Source organism: Streptomyces odontomachi (assembly GCF_024435355.1).
Lineage (GTDB): Bacteria > Actinomycetota > Actinomycetes > Streptomycetales > Streptomycetaceae > Streptomyces > Streptomyces odontomachi.
Genome location: NZ_JAMJWG010000003.1, coordinates 671274 through 690371 on the forward strand (window position 1 = coordinate 671274; position 19098 = coordinate 690371).

General features: G+C 71.2%; 17 protein-coding genes. 8 read left to right on the forward strand and 9 right to left on the reverse strand.

Annotated elements, in window-relative coordinates; translation table 11 throughout:
• Positions 1-15: 15 nt before the first annotated feature.
• On the reverse strand, positions 16-525 hold the full coding sequence (locus tag NQO67_RS10855) for an LURP-one-related/scramblase family protein (RefSeq protein ID WP_255949592.1): 510 nt from the start codon (positions 523-525) through the stop codon (positions 16-18).
• A 180-nt stretch (positions 526-705) separates the two neighbouring features.
• Between NQO67_RS10855 and NQO67_RS10860 the strand changes: the two genes are divergently transcribed.
• The 3 genes from NQO67_RS10860 (at position 706) to NQO67_RS10870 (ending at position 5749) form a co-directional block, all read left to right on the forward strand.
• On the forward strand, positions 706-2517 hold the full coding sequence (locus NQO67_RS10860; RefSeq protein WP_255949593.1) for an NHL domain-containing thioredoxin family protein: 1812 nt from the start codon (positions 706-708) through the stop codon (positions 2515-2517).
• 311 nt (positions 2518-2828) lie between these two features.
• Positions 2829-4598: a SpoIIE family protein phosphatase gene (locus tag NQO67_RS10865; RefSeq protein WP_374118953.1), complete on the forward strand. Its 1770-nt coding sequence runs from the start codon at positions 2829-2831 to the stop codon at positions 4596-4598.
• Complete coding sequence (locus tag NQO67_RS10870) at positions 4595-5749, forward strand: cobalamin B12-binding domain-containing protein (RefSeq protein ID WP_255949594.1); 1155 nt, start codon at positions 4595-4597, stop codon at positions 5747-5749. Before NQO67_RS10865 ends, NQO67_RS10870 begins: the two co-directional genes overlap by 4 nt.
• 72 nt (positions 5750-5821) lie before the next feature.
• Here the strand turns inward: NQO67_RS10870 and NQO67_RS10875 are convergent, their stop codons facing one another.
• From NQO67_RS10875 to NQO67_RS10885, 3 genes are all read right to left on the reverse strand, one after another.
• Positions 5822-6079 carry a DUF6458 family protein gene (locus NQO67_RS10875; protein ID WP_255949595.1) on the reverse strand — a complete coding sequence of 86 codons (258 nt, stop codon included), beginning with the start codon at positions 6077-6079 and terminating at the stop codon, positions 5822-5824.
• Between the two features lie 224 nt (positions 6080-6303).
• Positions 6304-7680, reverse strand: coding sequence for a M18 family aminopeptidase (locus NQO67_RS10880; RefSeq protein ID WP_255949596.1), 1377 nt, complete (start codon positions 7678-7680; stop codon positions 6304-6306).
• Between the two features lie 236 nt (positions 7681-7916).
• Positions 7917-9749 (reverse strand): acyl-CoA dehydrogenase, encoded by a 1833-nt coding sequence (locus NQO67_RS10885; protein WP_255949597.1) that lies wholly within the window; start codon positions 9747-9749, stop codon positions 7917-7919.
• Positions 9750-10117: 368 nt separating this feature from the next.
• Between NQO67_RS10885 and NQO67_RS10890 the strand changes: the two genes are divergently transcribed.
• Positions 10118-10618: an SseB family protein gene (locus tag NQO67_RS10890; protein WP_255949598.1), complete on the forward strand. Its 501-nt coding sequence runs from the start codon at positions 10118-10120 to the stop codon at positions 10616-10618.
• A 53-nt stretch (positions 10619-10671) separates the two neighbouring features.
• On the opposite strand, the gene NQO67_RS10895 is transcribed toward NQO67_RS10890, so the two are convergent.
• The gene (locus NQO67_RS10895) at positions 10672-12102 is read right to left on the reverse strand and encodes a DHA2 family efflux MFS transporter permease subunit (RefSeq protein ID WP_305125594.1); all 1431 of its coding nucleotides are present in this window, start codon (positions 12100-12102) and stop codon (positions 10672-10674) included.
• 84 nt (positions 12103-12186) lie between these two features.
• Between NQO67_RS10895 and NQO67_RS10900 the strand changes: the two genes are divergently transcribed.
• Complete coding sequence (locus NQO67_RS10900; protein ID WP_255949599.1) at positions 12187-12657, forward strand: MarR family winged helix-turn-helix transcriptional regulator; 471 nt, start codon at positions 12187-12189, stop codon at positions 12655-12657.
• A 65-nt stretch (positions 12658-12722) separates the two neighbouring features.
• Here the strand turns inward: NQO67_RS10900 and NQO67_RS10905 are convergent, their stop codons facing one another.
• Complete coding sequence (locus NQO67_RS10905; RefSeq protein WP_255949600.1) at positions 12723-13421, reverse strand: class I SAM-dependent methyltransferase; 699 nt, start codon at positions 13419-13421, stop codon at positions 12723-12725.
• A gap of 9 nt (positions 13422-13430) precedes the next feature.
• Between NQO67_RS10905 and NQO67_RS10910 the strand changes: the two genes are divergently transcribed.
• A complete protein-coding gene (locus tag NQO67_RS10910) occupies positions 13431-13955 on the forward strand; it encodes a MerR family DNA-binding transcriptional regulator (protein WP_255949601.1) in 525 nt (174 codons plus the stop codon).
• A 126-nt stretch (positions 13956-14081) separates the two neighbouring features.
• On the opposite strand, the gene NQO67_RS10915 is transcribed toward NQO67_RS10910, so the two are convergent.
• Both NQO67_RS10915 and NQO67_RS10920 read right to left on the reverse strand, forming a co-directional pair.
• Positions 14082-14570 carry a YybH family protein gene (locus tag NQO67_RS10915; RefSeq protein ID WP_255949602.1) on the reverse strand — a complete coding sequence of 163 codons (489 nt, stop codon included), beginning with the start codon at positions 14568-14570 and terminating at the stop codon, positions 14082-14084.
• Positions 14571-14804: 234 nt separating this feature from the next.
• Positions 14805-15431, reverse strand: coding sequence for a TetR/AcrR family transcriptional regulator (locus tag NQO67_RS10920; protein ID WP_255949603.1), 627 nt, complete (start codon positions 15429-15431; stop codon positions 14805-14807).
• 121 nt (positions 15432-15552) lie between these two features.
• Here NQO67_RS10920 and NQO67_RS10925 point away from each other — a divergent pair, with 121 nt between their 5' ends.
• Positions 15553-16596 carry an amidohydrolase family protein gene (locus NQO67_RS10925; protein WP_255949604.1) on the forward strand — a complete coding sequence of 348 codons (1044 nt, stop codon included), beginning with the start codon at positions 15553-15555 and terminating at the stop codon, positions 16594-16596.
• A 218-nt stretch (positions 16597-16814) separates the two neighbouring features.
• Positions 16815-17762, forward strand: a complete 948-nt coding sequence (locus NQO67_RS10930) for a pirin family protein (RefSeq protein WP_255949605.1) — start codon at positions 16815-16817, stop codon at positions 17760-17762.
• Positions 17763-17927: 165 nt separating this feature from the next.
• Here the strand turns inward: NQO67_RS10930 and NQO67_RS10935 are convergent, their stop codons facing one another.
• Entirely contained in the window at positions 17928-18965 is a 1038-nt protein-coding gene (locus NQO67_RS10935) for an AI-2E family transporter (RefSeq protein ID WP_255949606.1), read from the reverse strand.
• Positions 18966-19098: the final 133 nt, after the last annotated feature.

The following is a 19098-nucleotide window of genomic DNA, read 5'->3' on the forward strand; positions in this document are numbered from 1 at the left end:
GGCGCGGCGAGGTCGTCAGTCGTCCCCGCCCGCCCTGTCCTTCTCCGCCAGATGGATCACGCACACTGCGACGGAGATGATCAGCGCCGGGTCCGCGTCGTCCCGCACGATCTCGACGCCGTACGTCTCGCGCAGCCGCAGCCAGCGCCGTGAGACATGGGCGAGCAGGTCGCCGTCGAACTCGATGACGAACTCGCGGTCCAGGATCTTGCCGCTGACGTCGAGCTCCGAGCCTCCCTCACTGCCTGCCAGGGCCACGCGGTAGTGGTTGCGGAGCAGGGAGAGCCGCTTGCGCTTCACGGTGGCGAGGGTGTCGCCGTCCCGCTCGATGATCATCGTGTCGCGCAGCGCGAACATCTTCTTCTTGATCTCGACGAGTACACGGCCCTGCCGGTCCTTCAACTCGAAGGTGTCCCGCAGCCGCAACGCCTTGCCGTCGACGAGGTAGACCTTGGCCCCGTGTTCGTCCTCGATCCAGTAGTCCTCGCCGATGCCGAGGAGCCGATCGCGTACCAGGAATTTCATACCTGTACCGGTTCCCCGGCGGCCGGCCGGGGACGCCGCCGATGGGCTGATGGGTCGACGGGTCGACGGGCCGACGGGCCGAGACCGGCCGATGGGTCGACGGGACGAGCCCGGGCACACAGGTCCTCGGCGGGCGCGACATGCGGAATGGGACGGTCGGCTGTGTGGTTGGCTTGAAACATGGCAAAGAGTGCACGAGTCCGCGCTCCCGAGCTGGTCGGGCAGGGTGGCTGGATCAACACAGGCGACAAGGAGCTGAGCCTCGCGAAGCTGCGCGGGCGCATCGTCATCATTGATTTCTGGACATTCTGTTGTGTGAACTGCCTGCATGTCCTTGACGAGCTGCGCGAGCTCGAGGAGAAGCACCGGGACACCCTGGTGATCGTCGGCGTGCACTCGCCGAAGTTCGTCCACGAGGCCGAGCACCAGGCCGTCGTGGACGCCGTGGAACGGTACGGCGTGGCGCACCCGGTGCTCGACGACCCGGAGCTGGTCACCTGGAAGCAGTACGCGGTGCGGGCCTGGCCGACGCTGGTCGTGATCGACCCCGAGGGGTACGTCGTCGCCCAGCACGCCGGTGAGGGGCATGCGCACGCCCTCGCGCAGCTGGTCGAGGAGCTGGAGGCGGAGCACGAGGCGAAGGGCACGCTGCACCGGGGGGAAGGGCCGTACGTGCCGCCCGAGCCGGTCGCGGCCGACCTGCGCTTCCCCGGCAACGTGCTGGTCCTGCCGTCCGGGAACCTGCTGGTCTCCGACACCAGCCGGCACCAGCTGGTGGAGCTGGCGCCGGACGGCGAGAGCGTCGTACGAAGGATCGGGTCCGGTGAGCGCGGCTTCGCCGACGGCACCGCGCAGAGTGCCGGATTCAGCGAGCCGCAGGGGCTCGCGCTGCTGGACGAGCGGACGGTCGTGGTCGCCGACACCGTGAACCACGCGCTGCGCGGCGTCGACCTCGCCACCGGCGCGGTCAGCACGCTCGCCGGCACCGGACGCCAGTGGTGGCAGGGCTCACCGACCAGCGGGCCGGCACGCGAGGTGGCCCTCTCCTCGCCGTGGGACGTGGCCGTCTTCGGCGGCAAGGTGTGGATCGCCATGACGGGCGTGCACCAGCTGTGGACCTACGACCCGGAGGCGGGCACGGTCGAGGTGGCGGCCGGCACCACCAACGAGGGTCTCGTCGACGGCCCCGCCGCCGAGGCCTGGTTCGCCCAGCCGTCCGGGCTCGCGGTCGGCGGCGACCGGCTGTGGCTGGCGGACGCCGAGACGTCGGCGCTGCGCTGGGTGGACACCGACGGCGCGGTGCACACCGCGGTCGGCACCGGACTCTTCGACTTCGGGCACCGCGACGGGCCCGCCGCGCAGGCGCTGTTCCAGCACCCGCTGGGTGTCACGGTCCTGCCGGACGGCTCGGTCGCGGTCAGCGACACCTACAACCACGCGCTGCGCCGCTACGACCCCGCCACCGGCGAGGTCACCACCCTCGCCACGGACCTGCGGGAACCCTCCGACGCCGTGGTCGTCGGCGAGGACCTGCTGGTCGTGGAGTCGGCCCGGCACCGGCTGACCCGGCTGCGGCTGCCGGAGGAGGCGGTACGCGTGGCGGGCGTCGCCCACCGCACGCAGCGCGCCGCGACCGATGTCGCCCCCGGTGAGTTCCGGCTCGACGTGATCTTCCAGCCGCCGGCCGGCCAGAAGCTCGACGACAGCTTCGGCCCCGCCACCCGACTGCTGGTCTCCGCGACCCCGCCCGAGCTGCTGCGCGACGGCGCGGGACAGGGCACCGACCTGGCCCGCACCCTGGACCTCGACCCGGCGGTGCGCGAGGGCGTCCTGCATGTCTCGGCGATGGCCGCCTCCTGCGACGACGACGGCTCCGAGTACGCGGCCTGCCACGTACACCAGCAGGACTGGGGCGTCCCGGTACGCCTCACCGAGAACGGCGCGCGGCGCCTGCCGCTGGTGTTGGCGGGGATGGACGACGCGGCGGGCTGAGCGCCGGGGGGTGGTTGGGTGCGGTGCGCAGTTCCCCGCGCCCCTTTCTCCCGGTCGGCTGGTGGCCTGGCGCGCGAGGCGTTGCCCCCTGGGGTCGGTGGCGATCTGACGGTTTCGTCGTGGCTGGTCGCGCAGTTCCCCGCGCCCCTTGAGGGTGGGCACTGAGTGCCCGACGCACGGGCGCCTGCTGTTGCCCCCGCGTCCCGGCAGAGGCATCGTGTCTGGTAGACCCAGGTATATCCAGATATGCCTGGCCCATCGACAAGGTCGAAAAGGGGTGAGGGGTCGTCCCTCGCAGACGACCCGAGCCAGTGAGCGCTTCCGCCGGTTCACCGGTCGGCCGGTCGGCGGCCCGGCGCGCGCACGGGCCCCAGCCGGCCAGCGTGCTGGCGCACGCGCCCTGCCCCGTGCTGGTCGTCCGGCCCTCCGGCGTGATCAGTCAGGTGAACGGCGCCGCCGCCCGGCTCTTTCCGACGGCGGTGCCCGGAGCGCTGCTGGACGACACCACCCCACCCTGGCTCGCCGGGGGCCACCGGCGGCTCGCCGTCGCCGCTCCGGCGGGCGACACCGGCCGCAGCGTGCGCGGGCGGGCGGCCGGCCGGTACTTCGACGCATGGCCGACCCCTGGTGAGGGCGGTCAGATTGTGTGGTGGCTGATCGACGACACCTCGGACACCCGCGCAGCGGCCCGGTCCGGAGACCGGTCCGGCGAGCTGAGGGCGGCGCTGCACGAGGACCCGGAGCGCACCGCGTTCCTGGTCAGCGCCACCAGCGCCCTGCTGACCACCCTGAACTCCGACCGCTGCATGGAGGTCGGCGCCCGGCTCGCCTCCGGCCACCTCGCGGACGGCGCCGTGGTGGTCGCCCCGCAGGAGGGCGACGACTTCGCGCTGGCCTACGGCATCGACGGCGCCCCCGCAGGGCACGGCACCGTCTCCGAAGACGCCGTGGCCGGCGTGCCCGTGCTTCATGAGGCGCTGCACGGCTTCCCGCCCGTGACCTCCCACCGCATCCCCCCGGACCGGCTGCCCCGGTGGGCGGTGCCCCCGGGGTTCGACGGGGACGTCGGCTCCGTCCGGGTGGTGCCGTTGCCGGGGCACGGGATCCCTGCCGGTGCCCTGATCCTGCTGCACTCCGACCCCGACCGGCCGCACGGCGAGCACGGCGAGAACGGCGAGCACGGCGAGAACGGCGAGAACGGCGAATTGTTCGTACGTCTGTTCGCAACGCGTGCAGGGGCGGCCCTCGCCGCGGCCCGGATCTATGCGCGGCAGTCCGCGATCACGGAGACCCTGATGCGCGACCTGCTCCCGCCGCACCTGCACGAGGTGCACGGCGTGGACTTCGCGGGCGGCTACCGCGCCTCAGGCCGCGCCGAGCGCATCGGCGGCGACTTCTACGCCGTCCACCCCGGAAGCGACCCCGAGGACGAGTCGCTCGCCGTCCTGGGCGACGTCTGCGGCAAGGGACTCCAGGCCGCCGTGCTGACCGGAAAGATCCGGCACACCCTCCAGGCGCTGCTGCCCCTGGGCGACGACCACCGGCGCGTGCTCCGCATGCTCAACCACACCCTGCTGACCGACGACGGGTTCGCCACCCTCGTGCTGGCCTCGGCGGTCCGCCGCGGCGACACCGTGCACCTGCGGCTGACCGGCGCGGGGCACCCGCCACCGCTCGTCGTGCGCGCCGACGGGCGGGTGTCGGAGGTGGCCACCCGCGGCACGCTGGTCGGCGTGCTGGACGAGGTCGAGGCCGAGACGGTCCCGGTGCGGCTGGCGCCCGGCGAGACGTGCCTGCTCTACAGCGACGGCATCACCGAGGCCCGCGGCGGGCCGATGGGCCGGGCCTTCTTCGGCGAGGAGCGACTGGCGGCGGCGCTCGCCGAGTGCGCGCGGATGCCCGCCGAGGCCGTCGTGGCGCACGTCCAGATGCTGGCCACCCAGTGGGTCGGCGAGGGCCGCCACGACGACATGGCGCTGCTCGCCGTCACCGCCCCGTGCGACACCACCACCACCACCGCACGCGGCCCCGCGCCTCCGGCCGGCGCTTCCCCGCACGGCCCCGGGGGGAGCGCGACATGAGCGCCTCAGACGCCCCGGACACCCCTGGGCCCCCGGACACCCCGGGCACCTCAGGCACCCCGAACGCACCGGACCGGACATCGTCCGCGTCCGAACGCCTTGCCGTCGCACGCGACGCGCTGTGGGACGCCCTGCGCGACTCCGACGAGCGGCGGGCGTGCCGGGTCGCCGTGGCGGCCCTGGACGACGGCGTTCCTGTGGAGGACGCCCTGCTGGAGGTGGTCGCCCCGCTCCAGCGGCGGGTCGGCCTCGAATGGGCGGCCGACCGGATCACCGTCGCACAGGAGCACGCCGCCACCGCCGTCGCCGACCAGGTCGTCACCGCGATCATGGCCCATCCGGCGGCGACCGACGGCCCCGCGGCGCACGGCGGCGAACGCGGCCGGATCACGGTGTGCTGCGTGGACGGCGAGTGGCACGCCCTGCCCGCCCGGCTGCTGGCCGAGGTGCTGCGGCTGCACGGCTGGCGGATCCACTACCTGGGTGGTCAGTTGCCGTTGCCCAACCTGGTCGCCGACGTGTACCGCACCGATCCGCACGCCGTGGCCCTGTCGTGCTCGCTGCCCGTGCGGCTGCCCACCGCGCACGCCGCGATCACCGCCTGCCAGGCCACCGGTGTGCCGGTGTTCGTGGGCGGCGCCGCGTTCGGCGCCGACGGTCGTTACGCACGGCTGCTCGGGGCCGACGCCTGGGCGCCCGACGCCCGGGCCGCCGCGGCCCGGCTCGCCGAAGGCCTGCCCGAACCGCACGGCCCGGGCCGGCCCAGGCCGGTGGACGGCCGCGCAGCCGCGGCGCACCACGAGTACCTGGACCTCACCCGGGACGCGCCCGAGCTGGTGCGCGCGACGCACACCGAGCTGATGGAGCAGGCCCGGACGGTGGAGGTCCTGCCGGAACCTCATCTGCCGGAGGTCGCCGCGGACATCGCCCGGGTCGTCGACTACCTGGCCGCGTCCCTGTACTGCGACGACGCGGATCTCTTCACCGACTTCATCCGGTGGGCGGCGGCCGTCCAGGCCACCCGCGGCATACCCGCCGACTACCTGGTGGCGCTGCTCGACACGCTCGCCACCCGGTTGCACGACTTTCCGGAGACCATGCGCCTGATCGGTGCGGCGCATGCGCTCCCCGATCTCACGACGGACGTCTGACGCCCGTCCGACGCCCCGTCCGGGGCAGATGGCGGCAGTCCGCCGCCGCATCACGCCGTGGTGTGGCGTGGCTCACTCGTACGTGCCGTAGTCCCCGTACGTGCCGCCGGGGTGGTGATGGTGGTGGCGTTCCTCCTCGACCACCGGGGAGGGCGGCACCACGACCCGGCGGCGCCGGGCGATCCCGCTGAACGTGGCGATGCCGATGAGGCCGACGGCCATGAGGATGATGCCGACGAGATCCAGGTTGACCCCGCTCATGTGCCAGTCGGTCGCGAAGGTGAGGATGGCTCCGACGGCGATCAGGATGATGCATCCGCCAATACCCATGGTCTCTCCCCCTCCTGTCTGTCCGGTCCTACCGGGCCATGCTTCGGTCTGACTCGTTTGCCGTTCTGACTCTCTGACTCGTTTGCTCTGACTCGTTTGCTGTTCCGCCTCCGGGTACCCCGGCGGGCAGCGAGCATGCGGGAACGGGCTCGTGACACGCCATCACGAGCCATGTCCGGCAAAACGGAAAAATGGCCAGGGGGGAAGAGGCTGTCCCTCTCCGGCTACCCCTCCAGGAACGCCCGCAGCGCGCCCGCCAACTGGTACGGGTCGTCGGCCGCGCAGAGTTCGCGCGCGCTGTGCATGGACAGGATGGCCACGCCCACGTCGACGGTCTGGAAGCCGTGCCGGGCGGCGGTGATGGGGCCGATGGTGGTGCCGCAGGGCATGGCGTTGTGCGAGACGAACGACTGGAGCGGCACGCCCGCCTTCTCGCAGGCCGCGGCGAACACGGCTCGTCCGCTGCCGTCGGTAGCGTAACGATTGTTCACGTTGACCTTGAGGATGGGCCCCTCGCCGGCGCGCGGCTGGTGGGTCGGGTCGTGCCGCTCCGGGTAGTTGGGGTGCACGGCGTGGCCGGTGTCCGAGGAGACGCAGACGGAGCCGGCGAAGGCGCGCGCCCGGTCTTCCAGCGTCCCGCCGCGTGCGAACACCGAGCGCTCCAGCACGGTGCCGAGCAGCGGGCCGTCGGCGCCGGTGTCGGACTGCGAGCCGTTCTCCTCGTGGTCGAAGGCGACGAACACCGGGATGTGGGTCGGCGAGGCGTCGTCGGTGCCCGCGTCCGCAGAGCCGGAGTCCGGGGAGCAGACGGCGGCCAGCGCTGCGGTGGCGGCGTGCACGGACAGCAGGTTGTCCAGCCGTGGGGCGGCGACGAGTTCACGGTCGCGGCCGAGGTAGGCCGGTGGCTCGACGGAGTGCGTCATCAGGTCCCAGCCGGTGACGTCCCCGGCGGGGAGCCCGCACTCCTCCTCCAGGAAGCGGATCAGGTCGCCCTCGTGGACCTCGCCGAGCCCCCACACGGGCTGGAGGTGGCGCTGCTTGTCGAGCTTGAGTCCCTCGGCGGTGACCGAGCGGTCCAGGTGGATCGCCAACTGCGGCACGCGCAGCAGCGGCCGGTCGATGTTCACCAGCCGGGAGCTGCCGTCCCGCAGGCTGAGCCGGCCGGCGATGCCCAGGTCGCGGTCGAGCCAGGAGTTGAGCAGCGGTCCGCCGTAGATCTCCACGGCGACCTGCCGCCAGCCGAACGAGCCGGTGTCCGGGAGCGGCTTGACCCGCAGGTTCGGCGAGTCGGTGTGGGCGCCGACGATCCGGAACGGGGCGTGCGCCGGCGCGTTCGGCGGCACGTACCAGGCCACGATGGCGCCGCCGCGCAGCACGTACCTGCCACCCGACGACCCGTCCCAGGCGTCGGTCTCGGCGACCTGGCGGAAGCCGATCTTCTCCAGGCGCGCGGCCGCGTTCGCCACAGCGTGGTACGGCGACGGGCTCGCGGACACGAACGACATGAGGTCGTCGGTGTGGCCGCGGTCGAAGCCGTGGGGGGCGCGCGGAGCGCTGCCGGAGGCGGCGGCGCTGCGGGACGGGCGGACACTTTTGCTCATGGGTTCACCTTAACGACGCTCGAGGGCCCATTCCCCGGGTTGGGGAATGGGCCCTCGAACGAGTGTAGGAGCAGGTCCGGCAGCCACGGGGGTGGTGTCGCGGCTGCCGGACCGCCCAGCGGGCCCGCCGGTGCGCACACACCGGCAGGGCCCCGCAGTCGGTCGGGGGTGGGGGTTCCCGGACCCAGGGTGGGGCAGGCCGGGCCCCGGCCGTCCGCGGGGTGAACGGTCCGGGACTAGAAGGCTGCCTCGTCCAGGTCCATCAGGTCCAGTGCCACTTGCTCGGCGATCTGCCGCTGCACGGCCACACCCGGCAGCACGTTCGCGGCGAAGAACCGGGCGGCGGCGATCTTGCCCCGGTAGAAGGCCGTTTCCTTCGCGTTCACACCGGGCCCGGCCAGCTTCTCCGCCGCGACGGCGGCACCGCGCAGCAGCAGGTAGCCGACGACGACGTCGCCGCAGGCGAGCAGTAGGCGGGTGGTGTTCAGCCCGACCTTGTAGATGCTGCGGACTTCCTTCTCGGTGGCGGCGAGGTCGGTCAGCATGACGCCGACGATCGCTTCGAGCTCCACGGCGGCCTTCGACAGCTGCTCGCGCGCCTCGGACAGCTCGTCGCCGCCGGTGCCCACCGCGAGGAACTTCTTGATCTCCTCGGCGAGCGAGTTCAGCGCCTGGCCCTGGTTGCGGACCACCTTGCGGAAGAAGAAGTCCTGGCCCTGGATCGCGGTGGTGCCCTCGTACAGGGTGTCGATCTTGGCGTCCCGGATGTACTGCTCCAGCGGGTACTCCTGGAGGTAGCCCGAGCCACCGAAGGTCTGCAACGACTGCGCCAGCTGCTCGTAGGCCTTCTCGGAGCCGTAGCCCTTGACGATCGGCAGCAGCAGGTCGTTCAGCGCGTGCAGCTGCGCGGCGTCCTCGCCGCGTGCTTCCTTGACCGCGATCTCGTCCTGGACGGTGGCGGTGTACAGCACCAGGGCGCGCATGCCCTCCGCGTACGCCTTCTGCGTCATCAGGGAACGGCGCACGTCCGGGTGGTGGGTGATGGTCACCTTCGGCGCGCTCTTGTCCATGAAGTTCGCCAGGTCCGGGCCCTGCACCCGCTCCTTCGCGTACTCCAGGGCGTTCAGGTAGCCGGAGGAGAGCGTCGATATCGCCTTGGTGCCGACCATCATGCGGGCGAACTCGATGATCCGGAACATCTGCCGGATGCCGTCGTGCTTGTCGCCGATCAGCCAGCCCTTGGCCGGGTGCCGCTCGCCGAACGTCATCTCGCAGGTGTTGGAGACCTTCAGGCCCATCTTGTGCTCGACGTTGGTGGCGTAGGCGCCGTTGCGCTCGCCCAGCTCGCCGGTCTCGGGGTCGAACTCGTACTTCGGCACGAGGAAGAGGGACAGGCCCTTGGTGCCGGGTCCCGCGCCCTCGGGGCGGGCCAGCACGTAGTGGAAGATGTTCTCCTCCAGGTCGTGCTCGCCCGAGGTGATGAAGCGCTTGACGCCCTCGATGTGCCAGGAGCCGTCCTCCTGCTGGACCGCCTTGGTGCGTCCTGCGCCGACGTCCGAGCCCGCGTCCGGCTCGGTGAGCACCATGGTGGCGCCCCAGCGCTTCTCGACGGCGAGCTTGGCGATCTCCTTCTGCTGCTCGGTGCCCTCCTCGAAGAGGATCCGCGCGAACGCGGGGCCCGAGGCGTACATCCAGATGGCCGGGTTGGCGCCCAGCACCAGCTCCGCGTAGGCCCAGATCAGGGACGGCGGCGTGGTGGTGCCACCGATCTCCTCGGGCAGGCCGAGCCGCCAGTACTCGGAGTCCATGAACGTCCGGTACGACTTCTTGAAGGACGCGGGGACCGGGGCCGTGTGCGTGGCCGGGTCGAAGACGGGCGGGGTGCGGTCGGCGTCCGCGTAGGACTCCGCGAGGTCGTGCTCGGCGAGCCGGCTGACCTCGGTCAGGACGTCCTTGGCGGTCTCGGCATCCATCTCCGCGAACGGGCCGGTGCCGTACAGCTTGTCGCGGCCGAGCACCTCGAAGAGGTTGAACTCGACGTCGCGGAGATTCGACTTGTAGTGGCCCATGGCAACGGCTCCGTATGGGGTCGGAGGGCTTCAGTCCTCGTTCTGCGGATGTGTCCTGTGTGTCCTGGTGCGGATCATGACCGCCGGCAGCCGGGCACGGGGTGTGCGTCCCGCTGTGTGCGGATGCGGACGGGGCACGGCTGTGTCCGTCTACCGACCGGTAGCCTCGATCATGCTACCCACGGGTAATAAGAATCAACCCCTATCGCCCGAGTGTGACCAGGCTCTTACATACGGAACCGTTTGCGGGTGGGCGGCTGGTGGGTGGCCGGTGGGCGGCCGGGCCGGGGCGGCGGCGGGTGGCGGGCCGCCGGGCGCACGGCTCGGAGCGCGCGCTCGCCCCCGAAAAGCTGGGTACGCTTGCGTACATGTACGGCTACGACCAGCATGCGGGGGGCCCGGGCGCCGGCCAGCAGTACATCCCGCCACAGCCACCGCCACCCCATCAGCCGCCGCCGCAGCAGATGCCCGGCGGCTACGGCCAGCCGCCTCCCCTCTACCCGGAGCCGTCTCCGCCGTCGCTGGCGGACGCCGTGCGCGCCTTCACCACGGGATCGACGACGGCGGAGGACTTCCAGCAGATCTTCGCCACCTCGAAGGTCTACTGCCCGCGCGGCGACAACCCCGGCTTCCTGGCCCTGCACAACACCCAGCAGCCGGTGATCCCCATGTTCACCTCGCTCAAGGAGCTGCGCCGGTACGCCGGCAAGGACTCCAAGTACTTCGTGATCACCGGCGCCGAGGTGATCGACCTGCTGCCCACCGGCTACGGCTTCGTCCTCGACATGGAGGGCGAGCACCGGATGGTCTTCGACGCCAAGGCCGTCGAGGAGATGGTCGACTACGCGATGCGGCGCATGTACGGCTAGCCGAGCAGGTTCGAAGTCCTCTCGTCGCGCGCAGGCGGGGCTTCGGACACCTCCTAGGGCGCTTCGTCGGTTCGGCCGTGGCGGCGGTGGGCTTCTTCGATGGTGAGCCAGGCGGCGAGCAGGAGCGCGATGACGCAGGTGGCGACCAGCCAGCCGAAGGCGGTGTGGAAGGCGCCGACGGTGGGGGTGCCGTCGCGTTCGAGGAGGACCACGAGGAGCGCGGTGCCGGTGGAGCCGCCGACGCGCTGGATGATGTTGGCCTCCGATGTGGCGTCGGGCAGCCGGTCGCGTGGCACGGTCTTGTAGGCGACCGACAGGGCGGGCATGGCGGCAAGGCCGAGTCCGAAGCCGGTGACCGCTTGCAGGGTCCCGGCGAGGACCAGCCCGGTGTCGGCGGGCAGGAACGCCAGCGGCAGGATGCCGGCGGCGCTCAGGGCCAGACCGGCCATGGAGATCAGGCCACCACCGATGCGGTCGGTGAGCATACCGCCGAACGGCATGGACACGGCGGTACCACCACCGACGGCGAGCATCAGCAGCCCCGTGTCGATCACGCTCTGGCCGCGCAACTGCTGGTAGTAGAGGGGGAGCAGGATCAGCGTGCCGAGCAGCGCGGCGCCGGTGAAGAACACCGAGGCGGTGGCGGCGGAGTAGACGCGGTTGGCGAACAGGCGCAGGTCCAGCAGCGGGTGGGCGATGGTCAGGCTGCGCCACACGAACAAGGCGAGCGCGGCGAGCCCGGGTGCCAGGGTGGCCGGCACGGCGGGGTCGGCGAGGCTGCCGGCACGACCGAGCCTGGTGATGCCGTAGAGGACCAGCGGCAGTCCGGCGGCGACCAGCGTGAACCCGAGGGCGTCGAAGCGCCGCCCGCGAGCGGGCGTACCGCGTGGCACCAGCCGCAGGCCTGCCAGGACGGCCACCGCGCCGACGGGAACGTTGACGAGGAACAGCCATCGCCAGGACAGCCCGCTGATCAGCAGCCCGCCGATGGTCGGGCCGATGGCCGGGGCGAGGATCACCACGATCTTGGTGATGTTCAGCACGCGGCCCATCCGCTCCCGGCCGGCGACCTGGCCGATGATCGTCTGCCCGGTCGGGACCAGCAGCGCCCCGGTCAGCCCTTGCACGACACGGAAGGCGATCAGGGCCGGCAGGTTCGGTGCCGCGGCGCACAGGGCGGAGGCGGCGACGAAGCCGACAAGGGCGGTCAGCCACAGCCGGCCCGAGCCGATGCGCCGGCTCAGCCACGCGTTCAGCGGCAGCGCGGCGGCGAACGCGACCACGTAGCCGCTGCTGAGCCACTGGGCGCTGGTCAGCGAGGCGCGCAAGGACCGGCTGATCGTGTCCAACCCCACGTTGACCAGCGACGAGTCGAGCGTGGACATGAACGAGCCGAGCACCACCACGATCGCCAACCGCCACACCTGCCACGGCACCGGCGGCAACGCTGCCTGCGCCTGACGCGACTGAACGGTCCTGGCCATCCTGTCTCCCCCCGCCAACCATGTTAGTGGGATTTCCCATCATAGGTTAGCCATCCAAAATCGGGGTAGGATAGGTTCGTGTCCATGTCCACGGCAGCCTCGCCTGATCCCCAGAAGGAGCCGGAGCGGGCATCGGGCGCATTGCTGGACGTGCCGGTCTTCGCGCTGGTGCGCCTCGGCAGGCTCGCCCACGCCGTCGTCCGCGGCGCCTTCGCCGACGCGGGCCTGTCCTCCCGGACCCATTTCGTGCTGCTGTGCCTGCGCGAGGACGGCCGGCTGTCCCAGCGTGAACTCGCCGACCGGGTCTCCATGGACCGCAGCGACCTGGTCAAGGTCCTCGACCACCTCGAACACTCCGGACATCTGCGCCGCGAACCTGACCCGCACGACCGCCGACGTCACCTGCTGTCGATCACGCCCGCGGGCGAACAGACCCTTCGACGCGGAGAGGACCTCCTCACCGAGGCGACCCAGCAGGCCTTGGCCGGCCTCGACGCGGAGCAACAGACGCAGCTGCACCGCCTCACCCTGCAAGCCCTCGCCACCCTGACCTGATCGACGCCGGCTCCTTCCACGTCCGGACCGGCATCGACGGGATGTCGACGACCGCACGCGTGACCTCAGGACGTCCGGGACGGGCCGGCGGCCAGGACGCAGACTGCCGGAGGGGCGAGGGCGAGGGTCTCGGTGCTCAGGTGCGTGAAGCCGGCGTCCCTCAGCAGGTCCTCGATCTCGCGGGCGGCCTTGCGTGACGTGCCGGCCGTGGCCCCGGGACAGCGGGGCTGGGAGGCGATGGCGATGCGCCCGCCAGGCTTCAGCCGTCGGCGCAGCTCGGCGAGCCGCTCGGCCGGCGCCGGCCAGAACCCGAGCGAGTTGACGGCCAGGACGGCGTCGAAGGGGCCTTCGAGGGCCGCCGGAATCCCATCGACCGAAGCCCTCATCAGGGTGACCCGCCCGCCCCTGATGGCGGCAGCGTTGCGCCTGGACGCCTGCCGGAGCATCACGCCGGAATGGTCGATGCCGTACACGTGACCCGCGCCGGCGCGGACCAGTTCAGCGACCGCGACACCGGGGCCGAAGCCGATTTCGAGAACGTGGTCGGTGGGCTGCACGTCGAGCAACGAGACCACCCAGCCGTTGCGCTGCCGGTTGGACGGGCGGTGGGCGAACATCCAGCCGTTCACGCGCCCGGCCGCGCCCCTGGGGCGATGGGCCTGGCCGATGACGTCGCGGTCCAGCGCCCGCACGACGGCGATCCCGGCACGCCCGACCCCGTACTCGACGGCCGCCGTCACAGCTCGCCGCACTGCCCGTGGCACGCTTGCCTCATGTCGTTTTCCCATGGTCGACAGCCAACGTCTTCAAGCGCACCTGAAGTCAACGCGCCCGGCGCCCTGCTCACCATCGGCGAGTTGGCCCGCCGCACCGGCGTCACCACCTCGGCCCTGCGTTACTACGAGGAAGTCGGCCTTCTCCCCGCGCCGGCCAGGATCTCGGGGCAGCGCCGCTACCCCGAATCGGCCGCCCGGGTCGTCGGCACGATCCTGCTCTACAGCGACGCGGGATTCACCCTCGCCGAGCAGAGGACCCTCATGGCCCCGCGCACGAGCACGTCCGGTGCATGGGAACGGCTCGCCCGGCACAAGCTCACGGAACTCGACGAGCAGATCGCCAGGGCACAGGCGGCACGCGAGGCCATCCGGCACGGACTGCGCTGCCCCCATGAGGACATCACGCAATGCCGCAACTTCAACGCGGGCGTCACCGCCCGGCTGGCCGGCCAGCCGCTGTCCCAGTCCCACCGGCAACTGCACGGCCGACCGCGCCACGAGGTGACGGCTTCCTCCGAGTGACGGCTGTCGCCGGGGTCGCCCGGTCCTTGGGAGATGCGCTCGCCCAAGGACCGAGAGAGCCACGTTGCTCGGCAATTCGCTCGGCAGCGGGAAGATCGCCCCCTGCGGAGTCGCCGCGTTCGGCGCTCAGGGTTTCAGGAACACGTACGAGCGCAGGTGGGAGACGAGCCACTTGCCGTTCTGTTCGATACAGACACTGGTGAACTTTGCCTTGAGCGGGGCCATCGTCTTCCCGTCAGTGCCTTTGAGCCCACTGATTTCTGCGTCACCGTCCACGACGGCTGTCTGCGCACCGACCCAGTAGATCTTCGACACGGCGAGCTTGTGCCGGGTGCCCTTCATCGGGCCTGCGAACCCCGCTGCCTCGTCCTTCTGTATGTGGCTGCGTCCCTGTGACAACTGCCCCAGGGGGCTGGTGACCGTGCCGTCCTTCGTCCAATGGGCAGCGAATTCCTTGGCGTTTCCGGAGTTCCATGCGGCGTCGATCTCGGCGTGCAGTTCCCTGACGGCCGCCCGGTCGCCGGAGCCATCGCTCTCCTTCGTGTCTCCGCAGCTGCTCAGAAGCGTGACGGAAAGCACGACGCCGCAGAACGCCAGCGCATTCCTCTTGTTCATGCGTAATTTCCTGTTGTCTCTCGGTTCTTGCCTGTGTGTGGTGGCGGGCACGCACGTCAGGATGCGGTTCGCTGTCAGGGCCGGGTCGGCAGAAAAGCGGCCAGGAGAAGGAGGACGAACGAGACGGCGATCAACACCGGCCGGTAGTCCTAACATGTGTCAAGGGAACTTCACGGGTCGCTGAGGCCGCCGACCGCACCAGGACCCCGTTCCCGGGTGGGTGCTGACGGCGTATCAGGTGTCGGCTGCTCGCGACAGGTAAGGCCAGAGGCCGTTCACGAGGCGGGACGCCCTTGCTCGGTCGTCGTCGAGGTTGTCCGGGCCGGTCATGAGATAGGCGGCGAGATATCCGCCGAGGCACAGGTCGGCGACCGTCTCCAGATCGATGTCCGCGTTCAGCGCGCCGCGGGATTGCAGCTCACGCAACGTCCGGATGAACAGCTCACGACGAGGCTGGAGGGCTTCGGTTCGAAGGGTGTCCAGGAGCGCTGGGTTCTGGTCCGCCTCGGCCATCACCTTCGCGACGATACGGACGCCACTGCCGTCGTCGGACCGCCCGAAGAGACGCTGGACAGCGTGGGTGACGACCTCGCGCGCAGACGCGTGGGCCAGGTCGAGCGCTCCCACTTCCGTCTGGCGTCGCTCGAAGGCGTACCGGAGGGCCTCGGTCGCCAGGGCGTGTTTGTCGGGCCAGCGGCGGTAGACGGTGGGCTTGCCGACGCCGGCGCCGGCGGCGACCTTCCCGATGGTCATCCGCGCGTAGCCCTCGTCGGCCAGCAGGTCGTGCGCTGCACGCAGGATGGCGTCCTGCACCTGCGGGTCGCGCGGGCGTCCCGGTCCCGGCCTGGTCTCGTCCGTCACCTCACACCTCCACTTGATCATCGCGTCACTCGATCACTACGGCACTTGCCGATTACGGCACTTGATGATTACGTTCCTGGAGCGTAATCATATGTGGCCGTTGCCGATCAAGGAGGTAGGCATGCCCCTGTATGAGCCCGACGTGCCCTCCAGGACCATCGGCGTCGAGGAACACTTCGGCACGCAAGCCGTGCTCAGGGGCGGTGCGCGGAGGATGGTCGAAGCGGAGGGCTTCGCCACCACCGTCGCCGAGCTGCTGGAGGTGGGCGCCGGCCGCATCGAAGCCATGGATCGAGCCGGCATGGACATGCAGGTACTTTCCCTGACCGCGCCGGGAATCGAGCCACTGGCTCCGGAGGAGGCCGTGGAGGCCGCGCGGGCTGCCAACGAGCACCTCGAGGCAACCGTGCGCGCGTGGCCCGAACGCCTTGCGGGGCTCGCGGCCCTGCCGATGTCAGCCCCGGAAGCGGCAGCCGAGGAGCTGGAACGGACCATCGCGGAGGGCTTCGTCGGAGCCGTGATCAACGGGCACTCGCAGGGGCGGTACCTGGACCACCCCATGTTCGAGCCCGTGCTGGCCACCGCCGAGCGGCTGAGCGTACCGTTCTACCTCCACCCGACCCCGCCCCCGGAACCGGTGATCTCCGCACATTACGCGGGTGAGTTCCCGCCGGAGGCCGCGTATCGCCTCGCGGGTGCGGGATGGGGCTGGCACCACGAGACCGGCACCCACGCCCTGCGTCTCATCCTCGGCGGAGTCTTCGACCGTTTCCCCGGGCTCCAGATCATGCTCGGGCACCACGGCGAGACCATCCCCCTCCTGCTTCCCAGGATCGAGCGAAACCTCCCGCAGCGGGTCACCGGGCTCGCCCGCCCCGTGCGCGCGTACTTGCGGGAGAACTTCTTCTACACCTTCGGCGGCTGGAACTGGATGTCCATGTTCGAGGCCGTGCGACGTCTCGTGGGGCCGGACCGCATCCTCTTCTCCACCGACTACCCGTTCGGGTCCATGGAGGAAGCCCACTCCTTCCTGGGGCACATCGAGGTCAGCGGCGAGGAGCGCGAGCTGATCGCGCACGGCAACGCCGAGCGTCTCCTCAAGATCCCTGCTGCGCGCAACGAGACGGCCCAGCCCGCCCCGGCGCCGTGCAACGCCGCCCCTTGAGACCTCTTGAATCCTCTTGAAACTCCTTCAGGCCCCTTCAAGCCCCTTCAAGCCCCTTGGAACGCCCGCGGGAATTCCCCGCGGGCGTTCGCCGTTCCCGAGGACAAGAAGTTCTACGTTCAACTATCCTGGGGGCGAGGATGGCCGACCCGCCAGTGGGCCCTGCCGCGCCACGCCTTGACCTGCGGAAACACCCGTCTGAGCTGGAGGATTACGCCATGCCTGCCGTGACTGCCGAGAACCCGCTCATCCTGCCGCGCGTCGCTGCCCGCTCGGACGGCCAGCCGCGACGCGCCCTCCAGGTGACGACCGCGCCGAGCGGTTTCGAGGGCGAGGGCTTCCCGGTCCGCCGCGCGTTCGCGGGGATCGACTACAAGAACCTGGACCCGTTCATCATGATGGACCAGATGGGCGAGGTGGACTACGCGGCCGGGGAGCCGAAAGGCACCCCTTGGCACCCGCACCGCGGGTTCGAAACCGTCACGTACATCATGGACGGGACCTTCATCCACCGGGACTCGCACGGTGGCGGCGGGACCATCACCAACGGCGACACGCAGTGGATGACCGCCGGCAGCGGTCTCCTGCACATCGAGACCCCGCCGGAGGAGCTGGTCACCAGCGGCGGCCTCTTCCACGGCCTGCAACTCTGGGTGAACCTGCCGCGCGAGGCCAAGATGATCGCGCCCAAGTACCAGGACATCCGCGGGAAGACCGTCAAACTGCTCGCCTCGGAAGACGGCGGGGCCCTGCTCCGGCTGATCGCCGGCGACGTGGCCGGGCACGCCGGACCGGGCGCGACCCACACGCCCATCACGATGATCCACGCTTCGATCAACCCCGGTGCCGAACTGGCGCTGCCGTGGCGTTCGGATTTCAACGCTCTCGCGTACGGGCTCGCGGGGAGTGGCTCCGCCGGTGCGGAGCGCCGGCCGTTCCGCATGGGACAGGCGGTCGTCTTCGGGCGCGGCGACACCCTCACCCTTCGTGCCGACGAGACCCAGGACTCGCGCACGGACGACTTCGAGGTCGTGCTCCTGGGCGGTCTGCCCATTCGTGAACCGATGATGCAGTACGGGCCGTTCGTCATGAACACCCACGTCGAGCTGGCCCAGGCCTTCGAGGACTTCAAGGCCGGCCGCCTGGGGACCATTCCCGCGGAGTGACGAGGGGTGACGCGTTCCCTGAGGGGCGCGTTCCCTGAGGGGCGCGGGGAACTGCGCGCTCAGCCCAGCACCGGCCGGTGTCCGGCTGCGACAGAGACTGCCCCTTCGGGGCGGTGGCGACCGGCAAGGTCGCGGCGTGGCTGGTCGCGCAGCGAACGCCCCGCGTCACCGGTACCGCCGCCGTAGCTCAGCCACGACCCCGAAGGCCGCGGCCGTCAGGGGGACGGCGAGGAGCAGGCCGAGGATGCCGGCGACGGTCGCGCCGGCGGTCAGGGCCAGGAGCACGGCGGCGGGATGCATCTGGACGGTGCGGCTCTGGACCAGCGGTTGCAGGACGTGGCCCTCCAGGAGCTGCACGGCGATCACGACGCCCAGCGCCCACAGCGCGATGGCGAAGCCGCGGTCGGCGAGGGCCACCAGGATCGCCACCGCGCCGGAGATCACGGCACCGAGGTAGGGGATGTAGGCGCCGACGAACACCAGCGCGCCGAGCCCGATCGCGCCGGGCACCCGCAGGATCAGCAGGCCGACGGTGATGCAGATGGCGTCGATGAGGGCGATGAGCGTGGTCCCGCGCATGAAGCCCTCGACGGCGCCGAAGGCCCGCCGGGCCATCGCCTCCAGCAGCTGGCCGCGCTCCGCCGGCACCAGCGACACCAGGGCCCGCAGCCACCGCCCGGCGTCCCGCAGGAAGAAGAAGACCAGCAGCAGGGCGAGCACCGCGCTGGCGAACATCTCCGCCACCACGCTGAGCCCGCTGATCACGCCGGAGGCGGCAGTGCCGCCGAACTTGCTCAGCAGCCTCCTGGCGTGCGCGCCGATGTCGTCCAGCGAGGTGCCGGCCGCGCCGAAGTGCCGGGTCAGCGAGGTGCCGGCCGCGCGCAGCGACGCGGTGATCTGCTCGCCGTTGTCGACCAGCGAGGCCACCACGATGTACAGCGCGCCGCCGACCACGGCGACCAGCACCGCGCAGGTCAGGCCCGCGGCCAGCGAGCGGTTGAGCCTGGCCCGGACCAGGCGGCGGTAGACCGGCCGCAGCAGGGCGGTGCCGAGCAGCGCCAGCAGCAGTGGCGTGACGGCCGCCTTGAGGACGATGCACAGCCACACCCCTACCGCGGCGACCCCCGTGACCAGCAGTGCAGCGGCGCACCAGGCCGCCGTGCGCCGGACGGGTTCCGGGAGCGGAGGCTGGACAGGCTGCACCCTCCCAGCCGACCACGACCCACGCCCGACCGTCACGCCGACGGGGCCCACGGGGGTGACGGGGCCCACGGGGGTGACGGGGCCCACGGGGGACGGGGCCCACGGGGGACGGGGCCCACGGGGGTGGCGGGGT